Below are 13,403 nucleotides of genomic sequence, written 5' to 3'. Positions count from 1 at the left end.
ACCTGGGTCATTCCTTGCGGATGTTCGGGGTCGTTGCAGTTAGTCGTTATTGTTTTTATAGGCAGGGCCAGACCCTGCCTGAGCGTACCGCTGACTCATGGCGGCACGCATTGTACTCAGTTGTCGCTGTCTGTCATTTCTGAATCCGAGCCGCTATCGGACTCTGACTCGCTGGTGGAATCCACATCCGTCATTTCCACATCGTCCGAGGGCGCGGCTGCGGCGCGTGGTGTGCTGGCACCACTGCCGGAGGCGGACCCGGGGCTACCCATGGGCGGGCCACTGGCGACGGTGCGAAGACTGTTCAGGGTCATTTGCGTCTGGGTACGGTTGATGCCCTGGTTGATTGAGCCAGCGATACCCTGGTTGACGGAGCCTGCGATGGACTGATTGGTCGGCACTTCCGTCGTGGTCGAGTCGTTATCGCTCGAATCCGACATCTCGGAGCCATCTTCCGAAAAGTCCATTTCCTCCTCAGAGCGGATCGAATCCAGCTGCATATTGAGGTGCTGGCGCAGGTGGCTGAGCTGCAGGCCGGTGTTTTGTATTGCCTTGTCATTGGCGCGCGGATGACGGGCAGCGCGGGCCAGCTCGTTATCCAGTTCAGCAAGCAGGTGCTCGGCCAGATCAATCTGCACACCGATGTGCAGAATGCGGCTGACAAACTGAATGCGCGATGACAGATCGGTGCCGTTAAAGAGCTGTTTGGTCAGGCGGCTGCGGTCTTCGGTGCCAAGGTAGTCAAACAGGTGCGGCGGCAGATCCAGTGGCGACTGCATGCGGATCGGCGTATTGGGGTAACGCTCCAGATCATTCATCCAGGCATGGAAGTGGTCGATCATGTTATCGCCATCAAAGTGCATATCACTTAAGCGCAGGCGGCTTTGCAGCTCCAGAATCGACATGCGTGCGGGCATGGAAATGCCGGGCATCCCGGAATTCAGCATGCTTTTCAACAGGTGATCAATCTGCCCACGGCCCGGTGCCTGACAGGGAAAGTCCTCGGGGCTGATGTGTTTGTTGATGAATTCCGCCAGATGCACCATCACCGAGGCGACCTTGTGAATGGTGTAGGCACCGCCATCCTGACCGATCAGCTGCTTGGTCTTGAGCGGATCGTTCATGCGCTGCTCATCGGTCACCCTGGGCTGCTCCGCACGGGCAATATGCTCCAGTTTCTGCGCCAGGGACGCACGCTCCTGACCGGGGGGCATCGGGTGCTGTTTCAAGGCATCGCGGACCAGTTCATTGATCAGTGCCTCTGCGCGGTTGGCATCCCACAGGGAGCCCTCCGGTGTCAGCAGGCGGCTTGGCATATAGAAGATTTCCGTCAGCTCAGCCTGGGTTTCCTGACCCATGCACAGGCGCATCTCGGTCTCATTATCCATGTTGCCCAGGGGGCTGAAGGTGGTCATGGAGAAACCAAAGCTGGCGCGCGAGCCGATACGGTTTTCGCTTAAGTGATCCAGCGCCGAGAAGGGCTCATCGCTGGTATCCGCAGCATGGGGAAAGCCCGGCCCGGAGATCAGGTCGATGTGCATCAGGTGGTTACCCTGACCCTGCTCGGAGAGGAAAGTGGCGAAGGGCAGGTGATCATCGTGGCCCAGAAATTCCACATGGCCGTCCTTGCCGTGGAAGAAGTTCTCTTTCACAAAGCGGGCGTTATCGCTGCCACGCTCGATTAGCGCCAGTTCCTGATCACGGCACTTGAGCATGTGGGTCAGCAGCTGGGTTTCCGGGTTTTTGATCCAGTTCAGGCCCTGCTCGTGGTCGGCCAGACGGTTGGTGATCTCCCAGCCCAGTGCATCATCATTGCTGATAATGCCGGTGCCACCGGCCATGACTTTGCCGGTGCCAAGGTTGGTGTACTTCTGGTAGCTCTTGTTGACGATGATCTTGAGCTGGCCGGACTCGATGTCCGCCTTCATGCTGTGTACCAGCTTGTCCATGTCATCCTTGCGCTCGACGGTGGCATCCAGCACCAGAATCGTCGGCTCCGGGCTGGTCTTGTTATCGAGGTGATGACAGAGGCCGGAGATCACATCCTCTACGCCCCAGTTGTGCTTGTGCAGACCTTCGCGGCCGGGCTGGCTCTGATTGAGGGTGGCATACAACGCCCGTGGTTCAACCTTGGGCTTGAGGAAATTCATCTCGTAATAGACCGGGGATTTTTCCCCTTCGCCGTTGGTCAGCACGGCAACACCGCGCTCTTCCAGGGTTTTACCTGCGGTCAGGCTACCGGCGATTTCCACAGCATTGCTGAGCGCACCCATGCCCGAAGTGGTCAGGAACATGGTGGGTGGCAGCGCGGAAGGGGCAAGCTTGTCGCCCGCCAGCATGGCCGAACCGGCTTTGCGAAAATCCTGCAGGCCATAGGGTTTGCACTGGGTCAGGCAGACCTGCATTTCCTCGGCAAGAATCTGAAAGGCACTAAAGAGTTTGGCGCTGTCCCCGTGCAGGGTGGTCATCTGCATCGCCGCCATGTGCACACCCTGCAGACCGCGCTGCAGAATCGGGTCACGGCGGCGCTGGTTTTGCAGCCCCTTGGCTTCCATGGTGCTGGTCAGCTCATCAATCATTTTGGCCGCCGCATTGCAGACCGCCGCATGGCCGTGGTTCTCCGGCAGGTTGCGCAGCTGATCGGCCACCGATGGTTTGCCGTTCAGCCCTTTTAAATGGCCGAACACCTGATGCACATCGGTGCCGGGCAGGGAGACGCGGTCTCTGGGCGGGCCGTTGCGGTTGGCCATCATCTGATACACCGAGGGGCGTCCACCGAGTACGGTGATCAGTCGGCTGGCTTTGCGGGCAATATCGATGCTTTCACAGCGCACCGCAAAGACACCGGGGTTGAGCTCGGCCGACTGTAACGGCTGATGCAACTGCGGCCCAAGGCGCTGGGTCAGCTTGTTGACCATGGCCTGACTGTTCACAAACACATGGGGTTCGCGGGGGTTACCGCCACGTGCATGCAGCAGCATCATCAGTTGGCGGTTCATGCCGTGATGATCGGTGGCACGGTTATAGATGGCATCGGCTTCGGTATTCACCTTCATCTGCCGGTGCTGAAGGTTATTGTTGGCCTGCGCCATCGACAGGCCGTATTGCGCACTGACATCCTCGCCACCGGGAATACTTTTGTATTCCTCTTTGCGGCGCTGGACGAAAGGCGTGCTCAGCCAGTCGGCATTAACCATGCGCTCGTAGCCGCTTTTATGGGCCAGGTGCAGGCGTATCGCATGCTCGAGTGAGCCACTCTGCATAGGCAGTTGCTGCCGTTGCTGCATTTGCTTCAGCTGCTCCAGCTTTTGCTCCAGTGCTTCGAGGGTTCCAGCGGGCGGTCGGGCCCGCTCTTCACGGGCAGGGTGGGGCGTCTCATCCACATGGCCAAGGGCAGCATGACGTGCCAGATCGAGTGCATTGATATTGATTGCCATAAGTTACGACCACTGCAAATGAGACGACGCGGTGGCTCCACAATCCGTAGATCGGAGCCTTCTTTGTTGGTTGTAGGTGGCGACTCAGGCCGCGGGGTTCCCTGAGTGCTATTGCTGCCCGATGCGCTGCACCGGGGCAAAAATCAGCTTTCCGGCGGCGGTGGCGTGGGCACACCTTCGGGCGGTCGGCGTGCTTCCAGCTGCTGTTGAATCAACCGGTCACGAATCGCCTTACGGTCCGCCATCGGCAGAGAGTGCGGCCCGACGCCGGGTTCGGCGGTATTGGCCAGCGTGCCTGAAGGCGCCAGCATGAGTTTGTCGAGCTGCTGCTCAAAGCGCTGAATGCAGCTTTCGGCCGTGGCGAAGTGATGTTTCTTGATTAGATGATCGATCATGCCGACTTTGGACTTGGCATCCAAAGGGGAAAACATGGCGTCAATCACGGCCTGCTGATCCGCACTGTCGGCGCGTTTAAACAGCCGGTCCGGGATAGTGGTCAGCATGTCGGCATTGCCTGCCTGCGCCGGATAACGCTGGGCGGCACGGGCCAGACGTTTCATGGCATCCAGTTGCTGATCCGGGCTGCCCTGGGTCATGTCGGCCACCGCCAGATGGTTATACAGCGCCAGAATGCTGCCGCGCCCGGAAGAGGATACGCCCGGCATTCCGCTATCGAGCATGGCATTCAGCAGTTCATCGAGCAGACTCCGGTCGGCGCCACCACAGCAGTCCGCCGTGCTGACGTATTCACGGATCAGCCCGGAGGCGTGAATCAGTACCGAGGCGATCTTGTTAAAAGTGCGACCCGCCTTGGGGTCGGCCTCGCGCAGATGGCGCAGGGTTTCCACATTGGAAACCGCATCCATGATCGGCGAGGTCGTGCTGTACTCTTTTTTGGCGACGTCGTTGAGTTTCTGCAGCAGCGGCGCGGTCGACAGCGCCGCCTTGTTGCCGAGGGACTGGTTAATCAGCAGGTTCACTTCCTTGTGGGCATCGGTCACTGACCACTTGCTGCCCTTGGCATGCATCAGCTTGCCCGCCATGTAGAAGCTCTCAGTCAGCTCCGCCTGGCTTTCCTGCCCGTAACACAGGCGCATGCCGAGCTTGTCATCCTCCATCGGGATACCGGCGCGGGTGGTGTTGGCAAAGGCGAAACTGTCACGGTAGCGCACCGCTTCCTTGTTCAGATGGCCGCTGCGGTTAAAGCTCACGCGCTGAGCCTGTCCACCGAGGTTAAAGCTGAAGCGGTGCTTCATCTCGGCGGGATTGTCCTTGTGCAGGCTAAAAGGCAGGTGGCTGTCGACCCCGTCAAAGCGGGTGTTGCCATTCTTGCCGTTAAAGAAGTTCTCCCGCACAAAGCGGGCGTTGGCCGTGGCCTGATTAAGCTGGGCAAACTCCTGATCCCGATGGCGCAGCAGGTGCGTCAGCAACTGGGTTTCCGGATTGTGATACCAGGCCAGATCCTTCTCGTTGGCGCGCAGCTGCATCAGCGCCTCACGCGCCGGGCCATCGGCTTTGGAAATCAGCGAGATGCTCCCCGCCATCACCTTGGCAGTGCCCAGGTTGGAATACTTCTGATAGCTCTTGCAGATCAGCAGGCGCAGCTTGCCATCCTCAATTTCGCGGGAGAAATGCCCGGCCAGCTTGCTGAGATCATTGGGCCGCTCCAGGGTGGCATCCAGCACCAGTAGCAGCGGTTTGTTATTGGGGGTTTTCCCCAGAGAGCGCCGTGTGGCATCAATCACGCCGTCCACATCCCAGCTGCGCTGGCTGTCATCTTCCTTGATGCCGGGCAGGCTGTGATTGAGTGTGGCGTAAATGGCTTCGCGGCTGTTCTCACCAAACTTCATCACCCGGCGCAGGTAATCCACCTCAAAATAGGCCGGGCTTTCACCGTACTTGCCGGAGAAAGCGTTGCGGATATCCGGCTTGCCCGTCAGGGTGCTGACCAGCTCAACCGCCTGGGTAATCGCCCCCATGCCTGAGGAGGTGAGGTAAGGTCGCGGCACGGGAATGTTCGGCGAGAGCTGATCCAGCGGCAGCATGTCTGAGGCCGCTTCAATAAAACCTTCATGGTTGTAGGGCTGAAAGGCGCCAAGGCAAATGCCGATTTCCTCGACCAGCGCATGGTAGGCACTGATGAACTTGCGGCTGTCGTGGGTCAGGCTTGGCATCACATCGGCGATGTTACGCAGTGATGTCAGCCCCTGATGCAGCAGCGGATTACTGCGCACCCTGGGGTTGTCCTGATGATCCTCAATGGTGTCCAGCAGGGTGTCGATCATCGCTCCGGCGGTATCCGACAAGGCCGCCAGATTGTGGTCGCGGGGCAGGCCCTTGAGGCGATCAATCACATTGGTGCCCGGCTCGCCACGAAGGGTATCGACCAGCGCCAGATTACTCAGGGGCCGGGGCGGCTGGGTGTGCTTCATCGGCGGCAGTGCGGTTTCCATCGCACCGTACAGCGACGGCGTACCGCCAAAGGCGTAAGTGAAATAGTTGGCCGTTGTCTGGGCCTCGCGGGAATCCAGCTTCAGGGCAAACAGCCCGGCCTGTAAGGGTTTCAGGTTACGGTTGAGATATTGTCGCGGTGTCTCGCCATCCAGATGCTCTTTCGGCAAATGCGTCAGTACCCGCTCTGCAGCGTTGATGCTGTTGATAAACACCACCGGCGAGCGCGGATTGCCGCCCTGTTTGGCGAAAATATCCAGACAGCGCTGACGAAAAGCCTGGGAGGGCGCATCGCGCTGATAGTGGGCATCGACCTGATTGGTAATGCGCAGCTGCGGGTTAATTTCCCGCTCCATCTTTTTCGCCATGGAAATCGACAGGCCGTACTGACCGGCCAGCTTCTCGCCTCCGGGCAGCTGATGCAGCTCCTGACGGCGCCTTTCGCTGTGAGGGGAACTCGCCAGCCAGTCCTGATGCACACTGCGATCATGCCGCCAGTGGCGCTCAAGATTGCGCTGCACATCGGTATCAATCTCACCGCGCTGAGTGCTGTGCTGGTTGAGCTGTTCGAGTTTGGCCTGCAGCTGTTGCTGCTGGTGCAGGTCGACATCGTCCTGGCTCTGGTGTGGCCCGGCGATACCCTGAAGCCCAGGGCGGGTCTGTAATGGCGTGCTGCTGATCAGGTCACCGGCAGCGTGATGTGCAGGAATGGTACGGATCATGGAAATCCCGTCTCAGGTGGCTCTGGGGTGACAGTGCTCACAGTGCTCGCGTGGACATCCATGCCGCGGGCGGTCACTTCAGGAAAAAAGAATCGGGACGATGCACATGAGGTAAGCAGGTCCCGAAAATAGCTAAAGTGCTGATTCCCTGACTGAGTGAAGGCAAAGCGGGGCGAGTTCCCCGCGCGGGTCGGTGAAGGACAAATAACCGTGCTAAATCATCGAAAACGGCGTCGATCAGGGGGTATAACGGCCAATAAAGATACTCGGATCGACGCGGTTACCATTGAGGCTGACATTCCAGTGCAGGTGCGGGCCGGTGGCCCGACCGGTCTGGCCGACCTTGCCGACCACGGCACCGCGCGGCAGCACCTGACCTTTCTTCACATCAATTTCTGATAAGTGGCAGACCATGGAAATCAGCCCCTGACCGTGGTCGATAAACACCGTGTTGCCGTTGAAGAAGAGGTTGCCCGTGAGTAGCACCTTGCCTGCCGCCGGGGTTTTCACCGGGGTGCCGGCGCCGACGGCAAAATCCAGTCCGGAATGGGGGTTGCGCTCCTTGCCATTAAAGAAGCGGCGCAGACCAAAGGGGCTGGAGAGCGGGCCATCCACCGGCAGGTCAAACAGCAGATTGCTCGGCTGATCCGGGCTGAACACCGCATAGGCGCTGTTCTGTTCGGCCATTTCGCGGTTGATGCGCTTCAAATCCTCAGCCAGCGGATCGACCTTGCGGCTGTCCTTGATCTTGATGTGCTGTTCTTTGTAATGGCGCGACTCCACGGTAAAGGCGAGCGGCTGGCCGTTCACCAGCAACTGCTGGCGACCGGGCGCGGTTTTGAGGTCAATGCCGACAATGGCAATCCAGCGCTGGTCATCCTCCCTGATGCGCAGCACCGGCTTGCCTTCATACCGGGCATCCGGCGCGCTGGTGCCCTCACCAAGATCCACCACTGCCACTCCACCCGGTACCGGATGGTTCAGCAGCCGGGTAATAAACCCCTCAGCATGGGCCAGCGGGTTCGCCAGCGAAAGCGCCATCAAGGCAAGCGTCAGCAATGAGCGTTTTAAAAAGCAGCTTTTCACAATAACTACCTTGGTCAGGAACGAGGAATTTAGTCTTCTATGGGGGCGTAAACGCGAAAAAACGGCATACCGCTTAATGTTGCTGAGTCTAAAGCATGCCTCTGGCATGGGCGATATTTACGGCATGCTGCGAACGCTTTATGAAACATAGGAAATGGGAGCCAGGATTTGAGCATCGCTACAGGGACACCAGCCGGGCGCAGCCGGATATCCCGACCTAATGAAAAAGGCCATCGCAGATGGCCTTTTTTTGTTGCCCGTAAACGCGCGGGTTTCTGTCTTTGGCAGGGCGTGACGATGACCGCAGGGATCACAGGGGAAGGGTCATCCATGGGTCAACATCAGCGCTGTCTGACCTACATCCTGGAGTTCATTACTTAACGAAAAATTAAGTGAATTGCGTTCGCAATGACATGAATGACAGTGCAAAAAAGTCGTCACACTCCGTGAAGAGCGGCTTAAGTTTGCCTTAAGACTGCACGCCTACCGTCAATGGCACATCGACGCTTTTGCGATGTGTTCGATCTGGAGAGATACCAACAATGAACAAAAAATTACTGCAGTCGACCCTGGCCCTGACCCTGCTGGGCGCCGCTCTTGGCAACGTGGCACTGGCCGATCCGACCTGTACCGATGCCCCTAAAGACAAGTGGATGACCCAGGACGCGGCCAAGGCAAAGATTCAGGAAATGGGCTACAGCATCAAGAAGTTCAAGGAAACCAAAACCGGCTGCTATGAGCTGTACGGCAAAAGCGCCGAAGGCAAACGTGTCGAGATCTATTTTGATCCCGTCACCATGAACAAGGTCAAAGAGGAAGACTAATGACGACTAAGCGCTGGATCTGGGACCCTTTCGTCCGCCTGTTTCACTGGAGTCTGGTCATCGGCATCGTTCTGAATGAAATGGTGCTGGAAGAAGGGCGTACCAACCATCGCTACGTGGGTTACTTCCTCGGCGGACTGGTCGTGGCACGAGTGATCTGGGGCTTTATCGGCAGCCATCATGCCCGTTTTGCCCACTTCGTGCCGGGGCCACGCCGCTTCAAGGCGTATATCCAGCAACTCTGGAAAGGCGAGCACCCCAAATATGAAGGCCATAACCCGGCGGGCGGCGCGATGATTGTTGCCCTGCTGTTTCTGGTGTTTATGACCTCCCTGACCGGCTACCTGCTCACCACCGATACCTTCTGGGGTGATGACCTGATGCACGGCATTCACAGCTTTTTTGCCAATGCCATTCTGGTCTTCGCCGGTGTTCACATTGCTGCGGTGTTCTGGACCATGCACAAAACCGGCGAACGGCTGGTACGCGCCATGATTACCGGACGTAAATAGAGAATCATCGGCAGGAAACTTAAGGAAAGGGTGACGCTAACGCGGTCGCCCTTTTTGTTTTCCGGCCTGAGGGCGACTGCGTGCAATATCGCCTGAAAAACCTGCGAACCAACGCGAACAGTGGCGTGAAAGGCCTGTCGTGATCGGTGTGGTGAGCGCCGCCGGATTTGACAGACCGAAGCGGGCTGATAGTATTTGCCCATCGTTTTTTCCGGCTGTGCACGGCCATCTCATCTCATTATTCCGCGGACTCAAAACCCATGACCACCATCCTCAAAAGCCTTCCTGTCGGCCAACGTGTGGGTATCGCCTTCTCTGGCGGCCTGGACACCAGTGCAGCGCTGCACTGGATGCGTCTCAAGGGTGCGGTTCCTTATGCCTACACGGCAGACCTGGGCCAGCCCGATGAAGACGACTACACTGCCATTCCCCGTAAGGCCAAGCAGTACGGCGCCGAGGATGCCCGTCTGATCGACTGCCGCAAGCAGCTGGTGGCTGAAGGTATCGCCGCGATTCAGTGTGGCGCCTTCCACGTGACTACCGGTGGCAACACCTACTTCAACACCACCCCGCTGGGCCGCGCTGTGACCGGCACTATGCTGGTGACCGCCATGAAAGAAGACGGCGTCAACATCTGGGGTGACGGCAGCACCTACAAAGGTAACGATATCGAGCGTTTCTATCGTTACGGCCTGCTGGCTAACCCTGAACTGAAAATCTACAAGCCCTGGCTGGATGATGACTTCATCGAAGAGCTGGGCGGTCGTGCGGAAATGTCCGAATTCATGACCAAGGCCGGATTCGACTACAAAATGTCAGCCGAAAAAGCCTACTCCACCGATTCCAACATGCTGGGCGCGACTCACGAAGCCAAGGATCTGGAATTCCTGAACTCCGGCATGCATATCGTTAACCCCATCATGGGCGTGAAGTTCTGGGACGAAAGCGTCAAGATCGCTCCTGAAACCGTGACTGTGCGCTTCGAAGAAGGCCGTCCTGTGGCCCTGAATGGCCAGACCTTCGCCAGCGAAGTTGAACTGATGCTGGAAGCGAACCGCATCGGTGGCCGTCATGGCCTCGGCATGAGCGACCAGATCGAAAACCGTATCATCGAAGCCAAGAGCCGTGGCATCTACGAAGCTCCGGGAATGGCGCTGCTGCACATCTGCTACGAGCGTCTGGTGACAGGTATCCATAACGAAGACACCATCGAGCAATACCGCATCAACGGTATTCGTCTGGGTCGTCTGCTGTATCAGGGCCGCTGGTTTGATTCCCAGTCCCTGATGCTGCGTGAAACCGCACAGCGTTGGGTGGCTTCTGCCATCACCGGCGAAGTCACGCTGGAGCTGCGTCGTGGTAACGACTACTCCATCATGAACACCGAATCCCCCAACCTGACCTACGAAGCCGAGCGTCTGACCATGGAAAAAGGCGAGTCTGCCTTCTCCCCGAACGACCGTATCGGCCAGCTGACCATGCGTAACCTGGATATCGCCGACACCCGCGCGAAACTGGGTGTCTACGCGAAAAGCGGCCTGCTCTCTGCCTCTGTGACCAGCGCGCTGCCACAGCTCGAAGAGAAGTAAGTTTGCAATAACACGCGGCTGCCTAGGCGGCCGCCGTGCTAAAAAAAGCTCCCCGAAACCTGCCTGATGTGGTAGTTGTTTCGGGGAGCTTTTTTGTTAACTGCAGTGCGCACACTGCTTAGTGGCGAACATGTTGGCGAGCTTGATATGTGTGTAGTTGGCTGATATGTCTCTTGCTAATTGGTTTGTGTATCTGCAATATCAACAAAACATTGTTGGTTTTTGAAGAATATGATTACTAAGCTGACCATCGAAAACTTCTATAGCTTTGCTGATGAGACGGTCATCGACTTTAGCGTAGGGAAACAGCCGACTCCTTCCGGCTATGATCTATCGATCGGAGATAAACGTTACACCAAAGCCATCGCTATCATGGGCGCCAATGGCGCTGGTAAGACACAGTTGCTTAAACCTTTAGCCTTTCTAAGATGGTTTATCGCACACTCATTTCTATCAGCGAAACCAGAAGATAAAAATCCTATCGAACCTCATAGATTCAAAGTGAGTGAACCTACTCGATTCGAAATCGAGTTTGTGCTGAATGATCGCGAATATCGATATCAAGTTAGCTTAACGCGTGGAGAGGTTATTTCTGAGGCTATGTTTGCTAAAACCAGTAGCCAATATAGTTATATTTTCAAGCGTGAGAAAAATGAGACCGGATATAGCTTTAAGCAAAAGGGATTTCCGTTTAATAAAGCCCAAGCAGAAAAATTAAGAGGGAATGCTTCTTTAATCGCTGCGGCTCATAGCTATGATGTAAAAGAAGCTCGACCTTTTGTTGAATTTTTTGAACGTATTATGACTAATGTTAATCGTATAGGTCGACGTCATTTTGAGCATGGTCATGTTGTTGGGGCTGCAGAAAGTTTTATTAAATATCCTAGTTTATTGCCACGTTTATCTGAGGTTTTATGTGGCTTTGATTTAGGTATTAGTAGTATAGATATTCGGGAGGTAAAAGGAACGGATGAGCAAGGTACAGAAGTATCATTCTTTTTGCCATTTGGAAAACATAGTGATGAAGATGGAAACTCTTTTGAGTTGGCGTTTTTTGATGAATCTAGCGGAACTCAATCGGCATTTGTGCTTTTAGAGCCAATCTTATTTGCTCTTCATCATGGGGGAATTGCCGTTATTGATGAATTAGATAATGATCTTCATCCACACCTTGTGCCTCAGCTAATGGAGTGGTTCAGGTTAGAGCATACCAACCCTCATCAAGCGCAGTTGATTTTCACTTGTCATGCCCCTCAAATTTTAAATCGGTTACAAAAACACCAAGTGTATTTGGTCGAAAAATATAATCAACGAAGTGAAGCATGGCGTTTAGATGAAATGACAGGTTTGCGTGCTGACGACAACCTTTACGCAAAATATATGGCAGGCGCCCTCGGTGCTGTACCTGATCTTTGAATAGAGGTGTCATGGATGGCAAGGAAAGCGAAACGCCCCATTGTTAAGACAACTCTCTTGATTGTTGGTGAAGGTGCCGACGATGAGGCTTTTATTAACCATATGAAAGAACTTTTTTTTCGTCGTCAAAAGGGCAATAAAGGGCCAAAAATTGAGTCAGGAGATGGTGGGTCTGCCGGTAATATAATTACCAATGCATTGCGTACTTTTAAAGCGGATGAATATGATTGTAAGTTATTTGTATTAGATTCTGATCTTCCACCAAATGCAGAAGATAGTAAAAAGGCTAGAGAAGGCGGATTTGATATTATCCTCTGGTCGCCACAGTCTCTCGAAGGTGCTTTATTGGATGTTTTGGGTGAGCGTGTTAACGAACACGAAACTAGTCAGGATCTTAAAAAGCGGCTTCACCCGCGTTTAAACGGCCCACATACACAGTCAAGATCTTATGCTGCACTATTTCCTAAAGTAGTTTTAGAGAGCACTACAAATAGCTCTGTTGTTGATGTGCGGAACGCCATCAGCGACAGCAATCCTTAAACCATGAATCGCCTCTGCCAGCGCCTGTTCTGGCTTTTGCTGCCCGGCTTTCTTTTTCTTACCGGCTGCAGCACTTCACCCTGGCAACACCCGCCCACGGCGGCGAATCAGCAAACCCTTTATGTCGTGAGTCATGACTGGCATACGGGGATTATTCTGCCGACGGCAGAGCTGCTACCTGCGCTGAACTTCCTCAAGGAAGATTTTGTCGACGGGCCTTATGTCGAGATTGGCTGGGGCGATAAGGGCTTTTATCAGGCGCCGGAAATTACCGTCAAGCTGACCCTGAAGGCGATGTTCTGGCCAACGGACAGCATTCTGCATGTGGTGTCGGTGCCGGAAGCGCCAGCGGATTATTTTAGTGCCAGCAAGGTCGTGGCCGTGCCGGTGTCTCAGGAGGGCATGGCGAAATTACAGCAGTCGGTACTGGCGACCTTTGTGCTGGATGCTCAGGGCCACGGGGTGATCACCCAGCCCGGTATTTACGGCAAAAGCTATTTCTACGCGGCCAAAGGCCACTATTACCTGACCAACACCTGTAACCGCTGGACGGCGCAGATGCTTACCGAGGGCGGTTTGCCGTTGCACCCGTGGCGCAGCCTGACGGCGGGCAGTGTGATGCGACAGGTGAAGGCTTCATTAAAGGCGCTGAACTCCACGGAGCTTCTTAGCGTTAGCGGAAAAACGCGCTCGCCGTGACCGCGGTGTGTTCTCCAGATCGATTGTGGATAAAGCCTGCAACCTTGGCCTTCAGCGCCTGTGGACGGGGTGTTTTAACTTGTCAGTCCTGACATTCACGGGCAAAGTATGGCGCGGCTGATACGTG

General features: G+C 55.7%; 9 protein-coding genes. 6 read left to right on the top strand and 3 right to left on the bottom strand.

What is annotated here, in order from left to right; all coding sequences use genetic code 11:
• Positions 1–116 precede the first annotated feature (116 nt).
• The 3 genes from ACKC9G_RS09415 to ACKC9G_RS09405 form a co-directional block, all read right to left on the bottom strand.
• A complete protein-coding gene (locus tag ACKC9G_RS09415; RefSeq protein ID WP_411404695.1) occupies positions 117–3,437 on the bottom strand; it encodes a hypothetical protein in 3,321 nt (1,106 codons plus the stop codon).
• 143 nt (positions 3,438–3,580) lie between these two features.
• A complete protein-coding gene (locus ACKC9G_RS09410) occupies positions 3,581–6,610 on the bottom strand; it encodes a hypothetical protein (protein WP_411404694.1) in 3,030 nt (1,009 codons plus the stop codon).
• A 237-nt stretch (positions 6,611–6,847) separates the two neighbouring features.
• Positions 6,848–7,696 carry a peptidoglycan DD-metalloendopeptidase family protein gene (locus ACKC9G_RS09405; protein ID WP_411404693.1) on the bottom strand — a complete coding sequence of 283 codons (849 nt, stop codon included), beginning with the start codon at positions 7,694–7,696 and terminating at the stop codon, positions 6,848–6,850.
• Between the two features lie 542 nt (positions 7,697–8,238).
• Between ACKC9G_RS09405 and ACKC9G_RS09400 the strand changes: the two genes are divergently transcribed.
• From ACKC9G_RS09400 to ACKC9G_RS09375, 6 genes are all read left to right on the top strand, one after another.
• Positions 8,239–8,520, top strand: a complete 282-nt coding sequence (locus ACKC9G_RS09400; RefSeq protein WP_411404692.1) for a PepSY domain-containing protein — start codon at positions 8,239–8,241, stop codon at positions 8,518–8,520.
• Entirely contained in the window at positions 8,520–9,032 is a 513-nt protein-coding gene (locus ACKC9G_RS09395) for a cytochrome b/b6 domain-containing protein (protein WP_411404691.1), read from the top strand. Before ACKC9G_RS09400 ends, ACKC9G_RS09395 begins: the two co-directional genes overlap by 1 nt.
• Positions 9,033–9,292: 260 nt before the next feature.
• Positions 9,293–10,621: an argininosuccinate synthase gene (gene argG, locus ACKC9G_RS09390; RefSeq protein WP_411404690.1), complete on the top strand. Its 1,329-nt coding sequence runs from the start codon at positions 9,293–9,295 to the stop codon at positions 10,619–10,621.
• Between the two features lie 231 nt (positions 10,622–10,852).
• Positions 10,853–12,037 (top strand): AAA family ATPase, encoded by a 1,185-nt coding sequence (locus ACKC9G_RS09385; protein ID WP_411404689.1) that lies wholly within the window; start codon positions 10,853–10,855, stop codon positions 12,035–12,037.
• Positions 12,038–12,052: 15 nt separating this feature from the next.
• On the top strand, positions 12,053–12,577 hold the full coding sequence (locus tag ACKC9G_RS09380) for a hypothetical protein (protein WP_411404688.1): 525 nt from the start codon (positions 12,053–12,055) through the stop codon (positions 12,575–12,577).
• Between the two features lie 3 nt (positions 12,578–12,580).
• On the top strand, positions 12,581–13,276 hold the full coding sequence (locus ACKC9G_RS09375) for a TIGR02117 family protein (protein ID WP_411404687.1): 696 nt from the start codon (positions 12,581–12,583) through the stop codon (positions 13,274–13,276).
• The last annotated feature ends 127 nt before the right edge of the window (positions 13,277–13,403 follow it).

The organism is Pokkaliibacter sp. CJK22405 (assembly GCF_046614695.1).
Classification (GTDB): Bacteria; Pseudomonadota; Gammaproteobacteria; order Pseudomonadales; family Balneatricaceae; genus Pokkaliibacter.
This window is presented reverse-complemented; position numbering and strand designations above follow the sequence as displayed.